This window comes from Psychrobacter sp. AOP3-A1-26, from assembly GCF_052378235.1.
In the GTDB taxonomy this organism is placed as follows: Bacteria; Pseudomonadota; Gammaproteobacteria; order Pseudomonadales; family Moraxellaceae; genus Psychrobacter.
In genome coordinates, this window is sequence record NZ_JBQSXN010000003.1 from 57,140 (window position 1) to 77,136 (window position 19,997).

General features: G+C 42.9%; 17 protein-coding genes and 2 tRNA genes. 11 read left to right on the forward strand and 8 right to left on the reverse strand.

Going from position 1 to position 19,997, the window contains the following annotated elements; translation table 11 throughout:
* Positions 1-28 precede the first annotated feature (28 nt).
* The 5 genes from ACT3TU_RS01305 to ygfZ form a co-directional block, all read right to left on the reverse strand.
* Positions 29-403 carry a hypothetical protein gene (locus tag ACT3TU_RS01305; protein WP_192524666.1) on the reverse strand — a complete coding sequence of 125 codons (375 nt, stop codon included), beginning with the start codon at positions 401-403 and terminating at the stop codon, positions 29-31.
* Positions 404-593: 190 nt separating this feature from the next.
* Positions 594-1,253, reverse strand: a complete 660-nt coding sequence (locus ACT3TU_RS01310; protein ID WP_192524667.1) for a PepSY domain-containing protein — start codon at positions 1,251-1,253, stop codon at positions 594-596.
* A gap of 836 nt (positions 1,254-2,089) precedes the next feature.
* Positions 2,090-2,293: a CsbD family protein gene (locus ACT3TU_RS01315; RefSeq protein WP_192524668.1), complete on the reverse strand. Its 204-nt coding sequence runs from the start codon at positions 2,291-2,293 to the stop codon at positions 2,090-2,092.
* Between the two features lie 477 nt (positions 2,294-2,770).
* Positions 2,771-4,090 carry a D-amino acid dehydrogenase gene (locus ACT3TU_RS01320; RefSeq protein WP_192524669.1) on the reverse strand — a complete coding sequence of 440 codons (1,320 nt, stop codon included), beginning with the start codon at positions 4,088-4,090 and terminating at the stop codon, positions 2,771-2,773.
* A gap of 55 nt (positions 4,091-4,145) precedes the next feature.
* On the reverse strand, positions 4,146-4,898 hold the full coding sequence (gene ygfZ, locus ACT3TU_RS01325; protein WP_192524670.1) for a CAF17-like 4Fe-4S cluster assembly/insertion protein YgfZ: 753 nt from the start codon (positions 4,896-4,898) through the stop codon (positions 4,146-4,148).
* 328 nt (positions 4,899-5,226) lie between these two features.
* Between ygfZ and ACT3TU_RS01330 the strand changes: the two genes are divergently transcribed.
* From ACT3TU_RS01330 to ACT3TU_RS01340, 3 genes are all read left to right on the forward strand, one after another.
* Positions 5,227-5,580 (forward strand): zinc ribbon domain-containing protein YjdM, encoded by a 354-nt coding sequence (locus tag ACT3TU_RS01330; RefSeq protein WP_225735297.1) that lies wholly within the window; start codon positions 5,227-5,229, stop codon positions 5,578-5,580.
* Positions 5,581-5,641: 61 nt separating this feature from the next.
* The gene (gene hemL, locus ACT3TU_RS01335; RefSeq protein ID WP_192524671.1) at positions 5,642-6,943 is read left to right on the forward strand and encodes a glutamate-1-semialdehyde 2,1-aminomutase; all 1,302 of its coding nucleotides are present in this window, start codon (positions 5,642-5,644) and stop codon (positions 6,941-6,943) included.
* A 250-nt stretch (positions 6,944-7,193) separates the two neighbouring features.
* Positions 7,194-8,972, forward strand: a complete 1,779-nt coding sequence (locus ACT3TU_RS01340) for an AMP-binding protein (RefSeq protein WP_192524805.1) — start codon at positions 7,194-7,196, stop codon at positions 8,970-8,972.
* Between the two features lie 170 nt (positions 8,973-9,142).
* Here ACT3TU_RS01340 and ACT3TU_RS01345 read toward each other — a convergent pair whose 3' ends face one another.
* Positions 9,143-9,547, reverse strand: a complete 405-nt coding sequence (locus ACT3TU_RS01345) for a DUF962 domain-containing protein (RefSeq protein WP_192524806.1) — start codon at positions 9,545-9,547, stop codon at positions 9,143-9,145.
* A 488-nt stretch (positions 9,548-10,035) separates the two neighbouring features.
* Here ACT3TU_RS01345 and ppx point away from each other — a divergent pair, with 488 nt between their 5' ends.
* The 5 genes from ppx to ACT3TU_RS01370 all read left to right on the forward strand — a co-directional run bounded on the left by ppx (position 10,036) and on the right by ACT3TU_RS01370 (position 16,298).
* Positions 10,036-11,562 (forward strand): exopolyphosphatase, encoded by a 1,527-nt coding sequence (gene ppx / locus ACT3TU_RS01350; protein WP_192524807.1) that lies wholly within the window; start codon positions 10,036-10,038, stop codon positions 11,560-11,562.
* 243 nt (positions 11,563-11,805) lie between these two features.
* Complete coding sequence (locus ACT3TU_RS01355) at positions 11,806-12,609, forward strand: acetyl-CoA carboxylase carboxyltransferase subunit alpha (RefSeq protein ID WP_192524949.1); 804 nt, start codon at positions 11,806-11,808, stop codon at positions 12,607-12,609.
* A 446-nt stretch (positions 12,610-13,055) separates the two neighbouring features.
* Complete coding sequence (tilS, locus tag ACT3TU_RS01360; RefSeq protein WP_192523772.1) at positions 13,056-14,597, forward strand: tRNA lysidine(34) synthetase TilS; 1,542 nt, start codon at positions 13,056-13,058, stop codon at positions 14,595-14,597.
* A gap of 158 nt (positions 14,598-14,755) precedes the next feature.
* Positions 14,756-15,589: a pyrroline-5-carboxylate reductase gene (proC, locus tag ACT3TU_RS01365; protein ID WP_192523773.1), complete on the forward strand. Its 834-nt coding sequence runs from the start codon at positions 14,756-14,758 to the stop codon at positions 15,587-15,589.
* A gap of 139 nt (positions 15,590-15,728) precedes the next feature.
* Complete coding sequence (locus ACT3TU_RS01370; protein ID WP_192523774.1) at positions 15,729-16,298, forward strand: YggT family protein; 570 nt, start codon at positions 15,729-15,731, stop codon at positions 16,296-16,298.
* Positions 16,299-16,392: 94 nt separating this feature from the next.
* Here the strand turns inward: ACT3TU_RS01370 and ACT3TU_RS01375 are convergent, their stop codons facing one another.
* Complete coding sequence (locus tag ACT3TU_RS01375; RefSeq protein ID WP_192523775.1) at positions 16,393-17,193, reverse strand: hydroxymethylpyrimidine/phosphomethylpyrimidine kinase; 801 nt, start codon at positions 17,191-17,193, stop codon at positions 16,393-16,395.
* Positions 17,194-17,475: 282 nt separating this feature from the next.
* Between ACT3TU_RS01375 and ACT3TU_RS01380 the strand changes: the two genes are divergently transcribed.
* The 3 genes from ACT3TU_RS01380 to ACT3TU_RS01390 all read left to right on the forward strand — a co-directional run bounded on the left by ACT3TU_RS01380 (position 17,476) and on the right by ACT3TU_RS01390 (position 18,722).
* Positions 17,476-17,565: transfer RNA gene (locus tag ACT3TU_RS01380), tRNA-Ser, on the forward strand.
* A gap of 184 nt (positions 17,566-17,749) precedes the next feature.
* Positions 17,750-17,826, forward strand: a tRNA-Arg gene (locus ACT3TU_RS01385).
* A gap of 242 nt (positions 17,827-18,068) precedes the next feature.
* Positions 18,069-18,722, forward strand: a complete 654-nt coding sequence (locus ACT3TU_RS01390; protein WP_192523776.1) for an RDD family protein — start codon at positions 18,069-18,071, stop codon at positions 18,720-18,722.
* A gap of 21 nt (positions 18,723-18,743) precedes the next feature.
* Here ACT3TU_RS01390 and ACT3TU_RS01395 read toward each other — a convergent pair whose 3' ends face one another.
* Positions 18,744-19,715, reverse strand: a complete 972-nt coding sequence (locus ACT3TU_RS01395) for a calcium/sodium antiporter (protein ID WP_192523777.1) — start codon at positions 19,713-19,715, stop codon at positions 18,744-18,746.
* Positions 19,716-19,997 lie beyond the last annotated feature (282 nt).

The window sequence follows — 19,997 nt, forward strand, 5'->3', positions numbered from 1 at the left end:
TTTTTATGATGTCTCTGAGAGTGTTGTTTTACTTATAACGGTAATGGTTGTTTTGATAGCGACCATTATTATTGTTGTAGCGGTTGTTATTATTGTATCGACCATTGTTATTGTTGTAGCGGCCGTTATTGTTTTTATGATGGCCTTTTTTATTATTATATCGACGATTGTTATTATATCGACCATTATTATTGTTGTAGCGACCGTTATTATAATTGCCCTGATGGTAACGGCCATTGTTTTTATAGTTGCCATTACCGTGATGATTGCCTTGTGAAGAGTAGACTTTGTGATTATCGTATCCTGGCGTCACAGTAGTACAACCAACGGCGGTACCTAATAAGGCAACTACCATGCCGGTAGAAAAAGCGGTTTTTAGCGTTGAGAAAGCTAATATCTTCATAGTAAATGCTCCTAATATTTCATGAATTATTATTTTTTAATACTGACCAATAAAGGGTCATCAGAAAACGCTAACTCGTCCTAGCACTGGCTTATCTACCCAAAGGCATCACATAAGAAATGACGCCAACGCTCCAGATTGATGGTATATAAATTATTGCCAGTAAGAGGTCGTTGGCTATTTTTTGGGATTAATCTTTTTCAATCTTAATTACATTTAAGTTTGGATAGCCCAGTAATATCTCATACTCTTGTGAGCCGCGCTTGGCTTCTATCTCAAAGACACCACGATTATTTTTTTCGTCAAGCTCGATGTCTTTTACCCGATAACCCATACCTTCTACCTTTCTGATGGCTCGATTTTTGATAGTAGGGTAGCGTGCTTCTCTTTTGATATTATCTTCAATATCGTCGTTTTTATAACGGTTATTGTGGTTTTTATACTTGCCATTATCATAATAGCCGTTGCCGTTATGGTGGTTTTTATCTTGCCAGACGTTTGACCACTCTTTTTTACTTGAACTAATACGCTTAAGCCCAGGATAAGTATACTTAAGTTCGTATGGCTGATTGTCCTTTTTGGCATAAACCGTGAGCGAACGATTGCCGCGGTGAGTATCAGGTTTGATGTCCATCACATGGTAGCCGCTACGACGCAGGTCTTGGCGTAATTTCTGACTAATACGGCCAAAGTCACCATTGCGATAATCATTACCATAGCTACTATCACCGCGATAGACAGGCTGGTTATCGTAGGCCATAGCAGTACCGCCAGCAGTGACGCCTAATAATGCCACACCAAGCCCAGCAGATAAGGCTGTTTTAATTTTGGGATGTTGTAATATTCTCATAACTATATCTCTTATAATGTCTGACAGTTTGGTCGTGCTCAAATAACTTATTGAAATAATTTCTTACATACATTTTAAGGCGAAAAACTTGGTAACAGATGTCTTTCACGTTAGTAAGTTGTAAATGTTTCAAATAATTTCGTAATGATGCGATGTTTTGAGTGAGATAACTCTTGCTAAGTAGGGCGTTTATCGCTAACCGTATGAGAGACGCTCATTCAGGGTGTTTTCTCTTAAGAATACCTTTTTTAAGATTGAGTCTATAGTCGATACTAGGGCGTGTCCTTAATCTGAACGAAAGCGATTAAATGGGCTAAAAATAAGTGCTTATAACGTCGTTGTAAGCATATGCTTACACGTAATGACGTTTACGCCACTTAACATGAGAGTGGGAATTGGGCATTATAGTCACACGGCATTAGGGAATGTGACTCAAGGATTGAGTTGACCGCATTAAGGATAATGATTCATTTACCACTATCAGGATGATAAACGTAAATGAAGTAAGGACACATAAACTTTGCTGATGTCAGCGTTAACTGCTGATAGACGTAGTAAATAGGGCAGGATGCCCAGTATCACAATATACTGAATGCTATGCAAGGATGCATAAAAGACAGTCGTGATAAGTAACATGGATAGTTAACAATAAAACCGCATAACAGTCGATTGCTATGCGGTTTTATCGTGTCTGGGTTTTATGTTTTCCTAATACCGTATACGCCAAACTATAAATCTAGCCCATAAAAAAGCCGCATTAAGGTTAATGCGGCTTTTAGCTAACTATTTATAAAAATGATTCTTTATAGAAAATCATGTTATAAAAAAGTCATGAATTAGTATTTGTTTTCAGTACGCCACGTATCTACTTCGCGCTCAGCGTCATCTTTACTGTGACCATAACGCTCTTGGACTTTACCCACGAGCTTATCACGGCTACCTTCAATGTGTAATAGGTCATCATCGGTAAGGTCAGCCCACTTTTGCTTTACTGAGCCTTTCATTTGTTTCCAATCGCCTTTTAGAGTATGTTCATTCATAGTTATATTCCTTTTATAAGTTATTGCGTCTTTTATAGTGTTAATTAATTAAAAGTTAAATTAATAGCTTATAAAGCGCTTTAGTATCCAAGTTATTATTTATGATTCTTACTCAGTACTGCTTTTAATAAGTAGCTTATTTCTGACTGCTTACGATTACTTGAAACTGCAATGCAGACAGCCAATGGCTAACTTGTGATACCAATATATGAATTTTCAAACGCTTTGTCTGTATGACCAATGTTTGTAGTGTTACTTAATTATGATAAAAGCCCTTGCTATGTTATGTGCAGTATCCTTGTGTAAGTTTGAGGTGTTTTATCCGCGCTGTACGTAACGAGCTGATCAGCGATACTTCAATGAATCAGTTAAGTGGTAATGCGGTGATGAATGGTTTGCCTGCGCAGACAGAGGCGGCGCAAAATTTACCCCAGTAGCACGGTATTCGCTTACTGTGTTTGTTTTATAGTGGATCGACTATCTACCTATAAAATCAAAATCTACCTGTGGATTCTCGCCTTGTATCAATAAACTAATGGCTTTTGCCGAGCCGCAAGCATGCGTCCAGCCAAGCGTGCCATGACCAGTATTGAGCCATAAATTATCAAAGGTAGCATCCGCGTTTTGGCTACCATGACGGACTTGACCCATATGGGCGCGTCCAATGAGCGGCACATTTGACGGGGTCATCGGACGTAGTCCTGCCCAATATTGTACTGAGTTGGCAACGATGCCTTTAGGAAATAATTGCTGCACTCGGCGAGTAATAGCTTCGCAGCGTGTGCTATTCAAATCTAGATTATAACCATTAAACTCTGCTGTACCAGCCACGCGCAACTTGTCTCCAAGGCGTGAGGTGACCAATTTAAACTCATCATCAATCAAGCTAATAAATGGCGCTAAATGCGGGGCTCGTGGATTAACCTGATAAGTCGCAGAATAGCCTTTGGCAGGGAAAATAGGCAAATGAATATTGAGTGGCTTCATTAGCGACACGCTATAGCTACCAAGTGCCAGTACATGGCTATCGGCACTAAAAGTCTGCGCATTTTGATCTTTGGGTTGAATGGTAATGCTATGAATGTGTGGATGAGCGGAATGGGCGTCGATATTGATGGCTAAAATGTCAGTATCGTATAAGAACCGCACGCCCGATTCGGCACAGCGTTGCGCCAAACGCTGGGTAAATAAATGGGCATTGCCTGATTCGTCACAGCTGGTATAAGTCGCGCCTTTTAACTTATGGGCGATGGGATAAAGGGCAGGCTCGAGACTAACAGCATTGTTGATATCAATCACATAACGCTCACAGCCTAACGCTTGCATGCGCTCTGTCGGCGCGATGGCGGCATCAAATTCAGCTTGATTGGTATAAAAATGCATGATACCGCGGGTTTGTTGCTCGTAATCAATGCCGATATCAGCACGCAGTTGCTGCAAAGCGTCGCGTGAATATAGTCCTAAACGAACCATTTGTACCAAATTGGCATCGGCTTTATCTGCGCGGCATTCTTGTAAAAACTGCAGCGCCCATTTCAGTTGCGCTTTATCCGCACGTAGACGATAAAGTAGTGGCGCATCCTCGTGAAACAGCCATTTGATTGCTTTCATCGGAGTTGAAGGATTGGCCCAAGGCGTGGCATGTGAGACAGATATTTGCCCACCATTGGCAAATGAGGTTTGCAACCCTGCGGCAGATTCACGCTCAATAACGGTAACATCATAGCCCGCTTGGCGAAGATACCATGCGGTGGTAACACCTACCACGCCTGCTCCGAGTACCGCAATATGGCTCATAAATTGCTCTGCTGCGTTTTAGTAAAACTGCATTAAATAGTGCTGATGATTGGCTTTATTTTTGGCGGGCAACATCAGCTTGCAAAGCAGGCGGTAATGCTAATATCGTCAGCTCACTATCAGCAAGATATTCTGGACGGGCAACAACTAGGGCTGCAAAACCCTCTGCATTTTCGATAGCATTAACCACTTGGATTTTCTCTAACTTTTCACCTGGGGCTGGCACTTCGCCTGACCCTTGCACGTAGTGTAAAAATGCTTTCGGTGCTGATTTAAAATAGATACGGGCAATGACTTCTTGACCGAGATAGCAGCCTTTATCATAGTCCATACCGCCGCGCTGGTGTAGGCGCAACTCTTGTGGCTGAAACACACCTTGCGTTGCCGCTACAATCCAATAGTTGCCCGCTGCGATACTAGCTTGCATCCAAGCTTGGGTGTCATCGAGTGTATTGTGGTCGTCCTTGTGGCTAAAAGTCGGCTCATCAGCAAGCACGCAAGGATAAATGGCAGTAGGCGCGCTGGTTTCAAACTTAGAAAATGCACCAAATTTATTTAAGTGGGCTTGCAGCGCATCACCACAATCAGCGCTAATCACCACATCGTAATGCTTTTCAGCCTGTTTTTTAATCCAAATACCAAATTCAATCCGACCTTTTAGGTTACCGATGGCTGCTGCTTGATAGCTGAGCCCTAGCTTGGTCATGTCGCAAGTCAACTGCCCTTGTAAGAACTTTTCGGCATCTTCACCTTGAATGGTTAGTTGGGAAAACTGTGGCAGTGTCGATTCATTTATAGATTGAGCCATTGTTATTATCCTATTTATAAGTATGTATTTATCAAAGGTTTGTGTTTATCGAAACTTTAACGTAAAACCCCATTGTTAGAGTGTCTATTTCAGTTTTACTCTTTAAAGATAAAAGGGGTAGAACCGAATCAAGTTAAAGACAAGTCAAGTTAAAGAAGAGTACCATAAAAAACACCATCATAAAAAACGTCATCAATAAGACAATCGTTAAGATGTAAGTTGGGCGCAACGCAGCGTTTTCAACGCTACAAATTGGTTAAAGCTGGCGAGTTACGGTACAATGATATTTCTAGAATACACCCAATTTATCACGGCTGACGAGGAAATTATGAGCTTACCCAATTGCCCAAAATGCGATGCTGAATATACATATGAAGATGGCGCGTTACTGGTATGTCCGATGTGCGCTCATGAGTGGACCGCAGCTGAAACCGACGCGGCAGATGCTGAAGACCAAGAGGCGGTTATTCGTGATGCCGTTGGTAATGAGCTGCAAGATGGTGATGCAGTGACGGTAATTAGAGACTTAAAGGTTAAAGGCTCCTCGACGTCGATTAAGGTTGGCACAAAAGTTAAAAGCATCCGTCTGCTAGATGATCCAGTAGATGGGCATGACATTGATTGTAAAGTTGACGGTTTTGGTCAAATGAAGCTGAAGTCGTCAGTAGTTAAAAAAGCTTAAGACCATCAATGTTCAATACGCCCTAATAAAGTGATAGAGAAATAATAAATAGAGAATAATTATGAGTACAAAGAATGAACAACTTTTTGCGCAAGCTCGCAAACATATTCCTGGCGGTGTGAACTCGCCCGTCCGCGCCTTTGCAGGGGTTGGCGGTACGCCAATCTTTATGCACCGTGCTAACGGCAGCAAAATTTATGATACCGAAGACAATGCTTACATTGATTATGTAGGCTCTTGGGGTCCAATGATTTTGGGCCATGCGCACCCAAAAGTTATCGATGCGGTCAAAAAAGCTGCTGACGATGGTTTAAGCTTTGGTACGCCAACACCGTTTGAAACTACCGTTGCAGATAAAATTTGTGCAATCGTTCCAAGTGTTGAAATGATTCGTATGACCAGCTCAGGTACAGAAGCGACCATGAGTGCGATTCGTTTGGCGCGCGGCTATACTGAGCGTGATAAGATTGTTAAGTTCGAAGGTTGCTATCATGGTCACTCAGATAGCTTACTGGTAAAAGCGGGTTCGGGCATGCTCGATATCGGCGAGCCAACGTCTAAAGGTGTACCAGCGGATTTTGCTAAGCACACCATTACTTTGCCTTATAATGACCCACAAGCGATAAAAGAGTGCTTTGAGAAATGGGGCGATGAGATTGCTTGTGTTATCGTTGAGCCAATCGCCGGCAACATGAACATGGTTATTCCGACGCAAGAATTCCATGATACGCTGCGTGCCGAATGTACAGCAAATGGCGCCGTATTGATTTTTGATGAAGTCATGACTGGCTTTCGCGTTGGACTTGGCGGTTCGCAAGCGCATTTTGGTATTGACCCTGATTTGACTTGCTTCGGCAAGATCATCGGCGCCGGCTTACCCGTTGGTGCATTTGGCGGCAAAAAAGAAGTCATGTCTTGTATCGCACCGCTAGGCGGCGTTTACCAAGCGGGTACGCTATCAGGTAATCCGCTAGCAATGCGTGCTGGTATCGCCATGTTTGAAGACTTAACGGTAGATGGTTTTTATGATGAACTATCGACTAAAGTAGATAAGCTTATAGATGGTATTCAAGCTGCTGCTGACAAACATGGCATTAATCTACGCACCAATAAATTGGGCGGCATGTTTGGCATGTTCTTTGTCAAAGACACTGCAACGAGCGCACCAAAAAACTTTGATGAAGTGACCGAATGCGATATGAACGTATTTAACACTTTTTTCCACGGTATGCTAGATCGCGGTATTTATCTGGCGCCTTCTGCTTATGAAGCGGGTTTTATGTCTATTAAACATAGCGATGCAGACATCGAAGCAACGATTCAGGCCGCTGATGAGATATTTGCTGAAATGGCAAAAGCCTAAGTCATTTACTGAAAGTATCAAGCGCTAAATAACTAAAATAAAAACCAGCATCAGTAGCTAAAGTTATTGTGCTGGTTTTTTTGTGGTTGAATCTTATTTTAGCAAAGCATTTTTTAATAAATATAGGGTGTTTTTTAGGAATAAAAATGCTCTACAACCTAAAAGTCTCCTTGTTTCTGAGCCTGTAATACAAAGACCCAGTTGTGCTATCCTGAGGATAACAATCACGATTTAGCAAGGATGCAACCTGATGAATAATAGCTTTGAAAATAGCGCGCCAAGCTCCCATGTTCCACCATTATGGCAAACGGCTTACGAGGAGTATGGATTAAAAAATAATTTGGATGTATTAAACGATAAGCACAATTTGCTCGACTTACTACAACCGAAAATCGATCAGCACAGTAATTCTATTGCTTTTAGTATGGGCGCGGCCACCTTAACTTTTGCACAGTTAGATACTGCGAGTCACCGCTTTGCTGCTTTTTTGCAAGCGCAAAATATCCAAAAAGGTGAGCGCATTGCGGTGCAATTACCAAATATATTGCAATATGCGGTGGTATTACTCGGCTGTTTTAGGGTAGGGGCAGTATTGGTAAACGTCAATCCGATGTATACCCACTATGAATTGGCGCATCAGCTGACAGATTCTCAAGCCTGTGGCTTGATTGTTCTTGGTGGTATGACAGCTGCTTATGATAAGTTGGACGATGAGGTTAAAGCGCAACTGTCCTTAGTCGTACATTGTTCTATTGACCCAAGCGCTGCCGCGCAAGACAACGATATTGCGTTACTTAGTCAAATTAATGATTTGTCAGTTATTACCAATGAGAGCGACGACGTTATTAACAAACGCTCAGAAACTATAGCATCTAGTGCCACCAATGCCACATCAGCTAATACTGATGTGAAACGTGATATTAGTTTTGCTCATATTATGCAGTCATACCATGCTGGGCAATGTCAGCCGGTGACGATTGCACGCGAAGATTTGGCGTTACTACAATATACGGGTGGCACAACGGGCAAGCCAAAAGGTGCGATGCTCACGCACTATAATGTGATGGCCAATATCTGCCAGTGTTATGCGATGTTTGGGACAGTTGTCGAAGCAGATCGTAGCGAGCAGGTTAAAATACTGAATCCTTTGCCGCTTTATCATATTTTCTCGTTTACCGTTTGTGGTTTACTGGGTATTTATGGCGGCTGGGAAGATGTTTTGATCACCAATCCGCGTGACATTGATGGGTTAGTCAATAGCATTGAGCAGCATCAACCACACGTGATTCCTTCGGTTAATACCTTATTTAACGGCATGCTGCATCATCCAAAATTTGCTGGTCTTGATTTTAGTCGGCTGGCATTATCTATCGGTGGCGGTACGGCAATTATCAAAGCCGTCTCTGAACGCTGGCAGCGTGTGACTGGCATGATTATCAATGAAGGTTATGGTATGTCAGAGACTTCGCCGGTTATTTCTTTTAATCCACCAGGGATAGATACCTTTAATGGCAGTGTTGGTTTACCTTTGGCCATGATGGATATCAAAATCATCGATGAGCATGGATCGGCCTGTGCGATTGGAACACCGGGAGAAGTGGGGATTAAAGGACCACAAGTGATGCAAGGTTATTGGGGTCTTGATAATACAGAGACCTTTACCGACGATGGTTATTTTAAGTCTGGCGATATCGGTAGGTTAGACGAAAAGGGCTTTTTGACATTGGTTGATCGTAAAAAAGACATGATACTGGTGTCAGGTTTTAATGTTTATCCTAATGAGGTGGAAGCGGCGCTGACCGAACATCCTAAAGTGCTGGAGGTAGCCGTCGTTGGGATTGAAGATGCGCATAGCGGTGAAGTACCCAAAGCGTTTGTGGTTAAAAATGATCCAAGCTTGACGGTTGATGAGTTGGTTGCGTTTGCCAAAGAGCGTTTGACAGGCTATAAACGTCCGCAAGCTTATGCCTTTATTGATGAGCTCCCTAAAACGGCTGTGGGTAAAATACTCCGTAAATCCTTGCGCTAAATAGCTGTGTACTAAAAAATAAAATAAGTACAAATATTATAACGCGCTACTGGGATAAATCTTCTTTGCTTGCTGTTCGCAAGCGTGACAGAGGCTGCGCAAAATTTATCCCAGTAGCGCGGTGTTCGTTTTACTGTGTTTGTTTTATAGTAGATCGACTATACTTATTTTTATCGAGCTTTATCAAATTTTCTATCTTTTAAGCTTAAATTGCCGCGCAGTACATCGGTGTACATACGAAAATCACTGGCAAAGCTTTTTAGCGGAGATTTAAAAGAGGCGGGTTTGTTTTTTTCAAAGAAAAAATGTCCCACCCATGCGCAGGCGTATCCGGCGGCAATGCCTTTAACAAGAGGTTTTACTGAGCGATTCTTGAGAGACTTTGCTAATCCTAGCAGACCAAAGCTACTGCCGGCGAAATGTAGCCGACGGCAGGCCATGTTTTGATGCTCGTCTAAATAAAAGTCATAAAACTTCTGTTTGGTTGGGTTTTCTGCATTGACAAGATAACCATTACTGGCCTTTTCGGCGATGATTGTTTTGGTTTGCGTTGTTGGGGCGGTAGGCTGTTTCATGATATTAGCTTCCTTGCTGGCTATATAACCTAGTTGGTTCATGAGGTGCATTTAGTGCAAAAAAGTAAATGCGGCTATTGTCTAATAGCACTCATAAATATTAAGATAAGTAATTGTTATTTATCGCAATATATCTATATTTTCAATGTAGCAAACCAGCATTGGCAACACAAGCTTAAAAGTTGACTCTCAGTTTTTTATTAATGATGGTTAAAACAGTGTTTAGCGATGCTGGTTGCTTACTTGCCAGCATTTGGCATAAATGCTTTAATGGCAAAAATTGCTATATAATTGCTTCGATTTAAGAGCGCAACCGTGCTATACGGCGCTATCGATATGAATGCCTCTGTTCAGTGCTGAATTGCTATAAGTTTGATGTCTTTAATTCCTAAGTGTGATTACTTTTTTATCCCCTACATTCTATATTTTAAAAGTGCGAAATCTTTTAAATATACTCTCTTTTTATCTGACACGGTACGATTTTTCTTATGCCCAATAATTACCTGAAAAACCCACCACTTGCTGAAGATGAAATGATGGCAGCCATCGATATCGGCTCCAACAGTTTTCATTTGGCCATTGCTCGTCTGGATCATGGTGAGGTGCGAAAAGTAGTGTCTATGTCTGAAAAGGTACAGTTGGCGGCAGGATTGGATGAGCATAATATTTTAGGTGCCGCTGCTGAAAAGCGCGGTCTTGAATGCCTAAGCCGCTTTGTCGCACGCTTAGATTCGGTACCTCCTGAGCGTATTAGAATTGTCGCGACCAACGCTTTACGTCAAGCCAAAAACGCCGATGACTTCATTACCCGTGCCAATAAGATTTTACCTAAACCTATCGAAATCATTGCTGGGCGTGAAGAGGCGCGTTTGATTTATTTGGGCGTCTCGCACACCAATGCCAGTAGTGATAAGCGCTTGGTCATTGATATTGGTGGTGGTTCGACAGAATTTATTATTGGTCAAGAGTTCAATCAATTACTGACCGAAAGCTTACAGATGGGCTGTGTTGCTTTTACCCAAAAATACTTTGCTGACGGACAGATTACCAAAGAAGCGTTTACTAATGCGATATCAGGCGCTCGCAAAGAAGTGCTGGCGATTAGTGGTCGTTATCAAAAGACGGGCTGGAGCAGTGTGGTTGGCTCAAGTGGTACGATTAAAGCGGTGCGTAACGTCCTTGTTTCTAAAGGCTGGGCCGATGAACAGGAGCGCATCACTTATAAAGGGGTCAAAAAATTAGAAAAATTACTACTTAAAATCGGTAACGTCGAAGATATTGACTTAGAAGGCGTCAAAGAACACCGAAAAGCGGTCTTCCCAGCGGGTGTTGCGGTACTGCGAGCAGTGATGAAAGTACTGGGTGTTGAGACCATTACTTACTCAGACGGTGCGCTACGCGAAGGGGTTATGTATGACATGCTTGGGCGTTTTGCGAGCGAAGATGTGCGTGACCGCAGTGTATTGGCGCTGATTAAGCGTTATTCAGGCGATAAAAAACAAGCCAAACAAGTGGTAAAAACCAGTCGTCATTTATTTGAGCAAGTACAAGATAAGCTTGGCTTGAGTAGTGATGACGGGGATTTACTCAGACGCGCCGCATCCTTACACGAAATAGGGTTGGCGATTGCCCACAGTAGCTATCATAAGCACAGCGCCTATTTGATGGAATATTCGGACATACCTGGGTTTTCGCAAGTCGATCAAAAGCGTATGGCGCAGTTGATGCTCAATCATCGCCGAAAGCTTAAGGCCGATATGCTAGAGCAGACTTGTGTGATTGGCGGCAATGCGCTTGTTTACCTGTGTTTGTTGCTACGTTTGGCCGTACTGGCGCATCACAGCCGCAGTGATTATGAATTACCGGCATTAGCGCTAAAAGTCATTGATGAAAATTGCTGGCAAATCACCGTTGGCGAGAGCAACGAACACTATGCTTTCTTATTGCCCGACCTACATACTGAAATTGATCAGTTCGCCAAATGGGGTGTGAAGTTGAGTATTGTAGAAGCCTAGATTTTAGTGGTTACAGTTTTTGGTGGTTACGATTATAGGTATTACGTTAAATATAAACGTAACAAAAGCGCCTTCGTCGATAATGTCATGCCATATAAGATGTGCTACTATAGCTTTTATTGAGTTTACAACTGTACTTTTATTATTTTAGACCGATAACGATACCAGATTAAACGTCACTATATTAAATATCATTATACTAAACGTCACTATATTAAACAGAACTATGAAAGGGAAGCGTCTATGAGTACCGTCTGGGATAGCGTTCAGCTTGCACGGCATGCCAAACGTCCATTATTTATGGACTATGTGAATAAGCTGTTTACTGAATTTGATGAGTTGCATGGCGACCGTGCCTATGCTGATGATAAGGCCATCCTTGGCGGACTTGCGCGTCTAAATGGTATGCCAGTGATGGTGGTCGGTCAGCACCGTGGTCGTAGCACGCGTGAGCGTATCGCCCATAACTTTGGGATGGCAAACCCTGAAGGTTATCGCAAAATTATTCGTTTGGTCAAAATGGCTGAGCGCTTTAATATTCCGGTCATGACCTTTGTCGATACCCAAGGCGCCTACCCTGGTATCGGTGCCGAAGAGCGTGGTCAAGCGCAAGCCATCGCTGAAAGTATTGCAGTTTTTTCTAGCTTAAAAGTGCCTATTATCGTCACTATTATCGGTGAAGGCGGCTCAGGCGGCGCATTAGCGATTGGCGTTGGTGATAAAGTGAACATGCTGCAAAACAGTATTTATTCGGTCATCTCTCCTGAAGGCTGTGCGTCCATTCTATGGAAAACCGCTGAAAAAGCCCAAGATGCCAGTGAAGCATTGAAGTTGAACGCTATTAATTTATATCAAATGGGCTTAATTGATGCGGTCATTGATGAGGGTGAGGGCGCTCATGTTGAGCCACAGCCAGTGATGAATGCGCTAAAAGCACTATTGGTTGAGCAATTAGATGGGCTCAAAGATTTGGATGCGCATGAGCGTTGTGAGCAACGCTATGAAAGGTTGAAGTCCTTTGATTCTGAAGTCATGTTGCCTTGCTAGTGTACTGTTTTTCTGGCTTTATGCTTTACTAGCTTTTGTATTGTTAGAGGGCCGTATAGTTGACTCACTTTAAAACCGATAATAGTAGCACGTGGCTAACAGTGTATCGACCAGCGCATCGATGTTATTTAGAACGGCTAATAGGTAGCTTTTAATCCTATAAGTCTGTGCTTAATGTTAAAATAAAAACGTGTCATTTTATGGCGCGTTTTTTTGTGTCTATTAACTTATGAACCTTTAGGGGCTGAATTCTATACAGCCCCTAAGCTTCTAGACTGATTCATTTATAGTCAGTGAGAAGTAATATCGCTACATCACGTACTGCAGGTACCGTTTTTTCTAGCTTGCTGTGCCTACGCAGACAGAGGCTGCAAAAAAACTATACCCGCAGTATCGTAGCGTTTTTAAAGTATTTTAATTATATATGTCAAACAATAAGAGCGATTATGACTAGCAGTGCAATTCTTCCATATCCTATCGAGCCAATCGCAGAACTGCCGATAGAGGATAGTTTGGCAAAAGCATTATTGGACAGTGTGGCTGAACATGGTGCACAACTACACGGTCGGCGACTTTGGCTGGCATGTAGCGGTGGGCGTGATTCATTGGTATTGGCAGCATTGTGTGTGCAATTATACCAACAAGGCGTGCTGTCATTTTTACCCCAGCTTTTACATGTCAATCATGGCTTGCAGGCAGATAGTGGTGTTTGGGCGCAGCATGTTGCCGATTGGGCAGCAGCTCAAAACATACCTTGCACTATTTTACAGGCGCAGGTAAAGGGCCATGATGAACAAGCCGCCCGCCAAGCCCGTTATGACGTGATGCGCGCGCAACTCAGTCAAGACGATGTTTTATTATTAGCGCATCATGCTGATGACCAAGCGGAAACGGTATTAATGCGCCTGATTCAAGGAGCTGGGGTTAATGGTTTATCGGGTATGCAGCCGTGGCGCGTACAACAGCAAGGCGTGCATCGTATCGTATTATGGCGACCTTGGCTCACTATAAAGCGGGCCAATATTAGCGCCTATGCTCAACATCTAAAACTGCCCTATATCGATGATCCTACCAATGAGGGCGGCGATAACGTACGTAGTGGACTGCGCCGTGACATCATGCCGATATTGGCGAAACACAATCCAAATGTTATCGATAATATTGCTCGTAGTGCACAGTTATTAAGTGATGCTCAATTAACAATCAGTGCACAAGCGGCAAAAGATATGCATGATAGTGAGGTCAGCTCTCTCTGCTGTGCTCCAGCGCAACGGGTGCTAAATATTGAGGTGTTACAAAAACGACCTATCCAGCGCCAACGCCAATTGCTACATCATTGGCTGGGGCAAGATGAGTCATTACCGCCTGCTAAGCAGCTTGTCGATGATGTATTGAACCTAAGCCAGCGCCATGACCACGACCATCAAACTGAGCTTTTTTGGCAAGGTCGCAAGCAGTCGTACACCATCCGTCGTTATCGTAAGCAGCTGTATCGCCTAAGCAATAACTGGCTAACATGGCTTAAAATACCGCTTACTGAGCAAGCGCAGACACTATCTAAACGTTCTTTATTTAGTGATAATTTAACCAACCATCAACCTGATTTTCTCCCCTTACGTAGCAGCCAATATTTTACTTGGCAAGTGCAGGTTATGCCAAATGTGATGGCACAATTATTAAATAAGGATAAAGGTGAGGTTGAGATTACATTTGCGCCATTAGGTCGGCAACAGCGCATACACACTGCGCTGGCATCACGAACGCAAGCGGGGAAAAAACTGTTTCAAACACTTGGCGTGCCTGTCTGGTTGCGTGATAGCTTAGTGGTGGTTAGTGCTGTATTCGCTCATAAGGATGAGTTGCCGTTATTACTATTATCGCCCTTTGAGAGTTGGGCGCTAGGGTCTGATAAGTCATTTATTGAGATTGAACGCAACCAGCTTCCTGAAATAATCACCAATCATTTAGTTTTACATAAAACAGGCTAAATAGTAGTTATTTGATAGTGATTGTTTAAAAGTTAGGGCTATCTTCAGCGCCAGCAATTTATCAAACCATGGCAGTAGCAGTATGGTAAACTGAGTGTCATTTTATCCATCGTTATGTTAGTTTGAATACCTTTGAATTTTTTGAGTAGGAGACAAGTATGTCAGTATTAGATAATAAGAAAATAAGCTTTATAGGCGGCGGAAACATGGCGCAAGCTTTAATTAGCGGGCTTGTGAGCTGCGGTATCAAACCAAGTTCGATTACAGTGGCTGATCCTAGTAGCGAAGTGCGCGAGCAACTGGCTGCTAAAGGCCTGAGCACGGTTGATCCAACAGCAGATGCAACAGCGGCTATTACTGATGCTGACATCGTGGTATTAGCCGTAAAGCCGCAAGTGATGAAACCTGTGGTGAGTGCTTTTGCGGATGCCTTGGACAATCAGCTGGTGATTTCTGTTGCAGCAGGTTTGTCGACTGATCTTTTATCTGACATGCTGAACGGCTATGGCAATATCGTGCGTGCGATGCCTAATACGCCTGCGATGATTCAAATGGGCGCGACGGGTCTGTACGGTACTGATAATATCACGGCTGAGCAAAAGCAACTAGCAACCGCCGTCATGGAAGCCTCAGGCTTGGTCATGTGGGTAGATAATGAAGAACACATGCATGCGGTGACCGCCGTATCAGGCTCAGCGCCCGCTTATATGTTTTACTTTATCGAATCGATGGTCGATGGGGCAGTGGCTTTAGGGCTGGATAAAGAGCAAGCATCAGCACTGGCCATGCAAACCATGCTGGGTGCCGCAAAAATGGCAATGGGCAGCGATGATGCGCCTGCTGAGCTACGTCGCAAGGTTACTTCACCGAACGGTACTACTCAGGCAGCGGTTGAGTCGATGCAAGCCAATGAAATCGGTCGCCAAATCGTTGAAGCCATGCAAGCGTGCTACGATCGCAGCCAAGCGCTGAGCGAGGAGATGAGTAAATAGCCATCGCTCATTAACTGGTAGCCATCTATTTATGGGGTATGTCACTTATTAGTGAGATACCCTATTTGTAATAAAAATACCTGATAATAACATTCGTCATCTTAAAATCTGTTAATAATGTCACATTGAGTAGCACTTCATGAACAACATGTTATTTCAAATCTTTGATTTGGTCACCACCTTCGCCATGATGTTGGTTTTTATCCGTTTTATGCTGCAGTTCGCAGGGATGGATGCCAGCAATCCTATGATTGCCCCTGCTTATAAAGCGACTCATATTGTCGATGTGTTTGGGCGTATTTTTCCAACGGTCGGGCAAGGGCGTATCAGTATTGCGGCTATCGTCTTGATGTTTTTAATTCGTCTGATTGATATCTCGGGCAAGGCGGCGTTGACGCATAAAGGTATCGCGCCCGTTCCGCTGTTTTTTACGGGTACCATTAGCTTGGTGTTAGACTTTTTGCGTATGTGTCGCTATCTAGTCATTGGCTCCATCATCGTCAGCTGGATTGTGGTGTTTACCCAGTCTCAGCATCCGATTATTGGTATCATTATCATGTTAGCGGAGCCGATATTAGCACCGTTCCGCCGTATTACTCCAAACTTAGGTATGATTGACTTATCGCCAATGGTCGCCTTTTTTGCCTTTTATTTACTTGAGATGTTTATTGGTGGATTTGCATCGAGCTTTATGCCAATGTTGGGATAAGTGAGATTTAAGAAGTATAGCAATAATTTTGCTATATCATAAAAAAGGCACTCTAACTTAATTAGAGTGCCTTTTTTTATTTATCATTTAGAAGTTATACTGAAAAATCTATAAAGCGGTTCGGTATCAGCTGGGCTGTAGCATTATCAGGATGCGGGGCATCAGCGGCACGCAGTGTTTGGGTAATCCAGCTATCTGCTGATTTAACCGCATCGACAAGCGCGTCACCCATCGCTAAGCGTCCAGCAATAAAGCTTGCCAATGAGCAGCCAGAGCCATGAAATTCGCCATTTAAGCGCGGTAAAATACTTTGATGTACCATTTCACCCTTTATATATAAATACTGCTCAATATCGCCACTATCAAAGTCGTGTGATGTTTTGACCAACACGCCATAGGTACCTTGTTCGCATAATTTCTGTGCACCGCTATGCAAATCTTGCTCACCGCTTAAGGCGCGTAATTCATGCGTGTTTGGGGTGATTAAAGTCGCATACGGCAATAGCTTTCTAAAGGCAGCAACTAGCGTTTGCTCATCGCCTAAGCTGCCTCCGCTATTGGCCACCAATACGGGGTCTAATACAAAAGGCGTGCCTTCAGCGATGATGTTTTCAGTAAACATATCAGTCAGCATGGCAATATTATCCGTCGTACCCAGCATTCCCGATTTGATGACGCTGACCGGTAAATCATCGAGTACCGCTGTCGCTTGTTCTTTTACCAAATTTGCCGCGCACGCCTCAAAGCCAAAAACTTGCTGCGAATCTTGTATCGTAATCGCAGTACAGGCAATCGCAGCATGCGCCCCTGCCTGACCGATGGCTTCAATATCCGCTTGTAGCCCAGCTCCGCCAGAGGGGTCTAACCCCGAAAAACATAATACGACTGGTCGCATAACACATCCTTTAATATAGTCTATAATCAGTAGCAAATACTATAGCTACCCATTGTCAAAAAAGCCATAAAGTCATATGAATAAATAATTATAGTAAAAGCAGGATTAAAACTGTAGACAATGCTTGCAATTCATTTTGGCTTTGTTATAATACTCGCCCACGACATGAGACGTATCGTTAGCTTCGATACTATATTTAAAAGAATATTTTGTATTTTAAAGAGTGTTTTGTTTAAATACATTTTTTAATATAAATATTTTGATAAGTGTCTTAAATCGTTCGGTGAAGTGGGTGAGTGGCTGAAACCAGTTCCCTGCTAAGGAACCATACGTGTAAGCGTATCGAGGGTTCGAATCCCTCCTTCACCGCCATTTATTTCGTTGTTTTTAGAGTAATAACGCAAAAAACTGGTGTTACTTAACTTTATAAATTAAAGCAAAAAATAATTTGGTTTTAATGGTTAAAGATGTTGACACAAGCGATATTATCTATATAATAACCAATCTAATTTGCTGCAATTGTTGTTAACAACGCAGTGGATGATGTGCAAAATACGCGCCTGTAGCTCAGTTGGATAGAGCACTTGGCTACGAACTAAGGGGTCGGGAGTTCGAATCTCTCCAGGCGCACCATTTGCATAAAAGCTTATTGGTTAATATAACTATTAAGCTGAGATAAAAACTAAATCAATCGCCTGTCTTATGACAATTTGGCGATTTTTTTATGTCTGTTATATTTATAATAGTGCTAATTTTCTACTAAACTTCAGTAAGCACTCTTTTCCTCGCCATTCTTCTCCCATCATAATGTACGATAAGTCGATGAATTACGGTACAATAGAGCCACTATTCACTGCTGGCTATGAGCTTGTACCATGTCAAAGAGTTTACCTAAACGCCCGTCAAAAGCTGCTACGAAAAATAAATCATCAGCGCATCATACCCCTGAAATTGAAGAGCTAATGATTGCTAAGCCTGGCACTCGTATGGCGGCTATTCTTTATGATGGTATGTTGATTTTAGCGTTATTATTTTTGGTCGGTACCGTGTTGACCGTTATTGGAACCTTATTGACCATGAATACGGGTACAGAATCATCGCAAGCCCAGTCACTGCCGAGATGGTACCAAAACCTTATTATGACGCCGTCTTTTATGCTGACGCTGGTTGGATTTTATGGTTTATTTTGGCGCCGCGGTGGTCAAACTTTGGGTATGCAGACCTGGCGTTTAAAGACGGTTAATAGTAATGGTCATTTGCTGACGTGGGGACAATCATTCAAACGGATTTTAGCAGCCAGTATCATGCCGCTTATATTTGGTATTATTGGTAGTATTATTGGCGGCTCACGTCCTATCTTATTAACCAGTGTATTCTTGGGCTTTGTCTTTAATTATGCATTTTGCTTGTTTAACCCTCGCGGCCTCGCGGTGCAAGATATGCTATCGAATACCATCACGTTAAAAATGCCAAAAACAGAGAATGAAGGGCTGTGGCGGGTGATTAGAAACCGCAAACAAAGCAAATAAACAGATAGCTGCCATTTTAATTTATAGATTAAAAGTTTGCGACAGTATTACTGTATAACCGATAAAGAACAGCAGCAGTATTGATCCAGAAATACGACCAAATTGTCGTTTGCTGATAAAACAAAAAGTACAGAGCCCCACCAATAATACGGTGAGTAGCACCATCGCCAACACATCACGTGACAAAATAATGGGATCAGCGTTAATAGGGGCGATGAGTGCAGCAAGTCCTACGACACCCAAGGTATTAAAAAGGTTAGAGCCGATAATGTTGCCCAGTGCCATATCATGCTCACCCTTACGGGCCGCTGATAAGCTAGCCACCAATTCAGGCAATGACGTACCCACTGCGACAATCGTTAAGCCGATAATCAGCTCGCTCAGTCCCCAGTAGGTTGCAAGCTCAACCGCACCCCAAACGATAGCGCGTGAGCTGAAGACTATTATCAGCATACCAATTATTAAGCTTGCCAAACCACGAAATAGACCCGCTGCTTGCGCTTCACCATTCACATTATTCTTCTTGTTTTCTTTTTTACCCACTTCCCGCAGAGCTACCAAAATCTGAAAAGTTAATACCGCTACCAACCCTAGTAATAACAGCGCGCCGTCTGTTTGACTAAGTTGCCCATCGCGTAGCTGCCACGCTGCCAGTAGGGTGATAAGTAGCAACAGCGGTAAGTCGCGCTTGACGATGCTTTTTTGGATAACAATAGGGCTAATAAGTGCCGTGGTACCCAAGACTAGAGCAATATTCATAATATTCGAGCCATAGGCGTTGCCTAACGCCAGCTCAGGGCTACCGTTTAGTGCTGCTAATACAGAGACTACCATCTCGGGTGCTGACGTCCCTAAACCCAAAACAACCACACCAACAAGGAAGCTAGGGAGACGTAAGTGGTTGGCTAAGGTCGTTGCGCCATCAATAAAAACGTCAGCACTCCAAACCAGAATAGCCAGACCAATGAGCACTGCAATAACTGCCAACCACATTAGGGCATCTCCTCAATCTGAACGAAAATGATTAAATGGGCTAAAAATGGTTAAATTTTGCCAAACTGCGTCAAATAGCTGGTCAATATCCTGATATTATCTACGCTATTTTCCTTGTTTGACTGCAATTTATCTCGTTTTTATCACCATTTTCAAAATGAGGACACGCCCTAGTAGGCTTCCTTATGAATTTAAAAATAGGGGCTGTATAAAAAAAAGCCAAACCTTATTCAGATTCAGCTATTTTAGTAAAGTATCCAATCGGATAAACGTCAGCGGCTT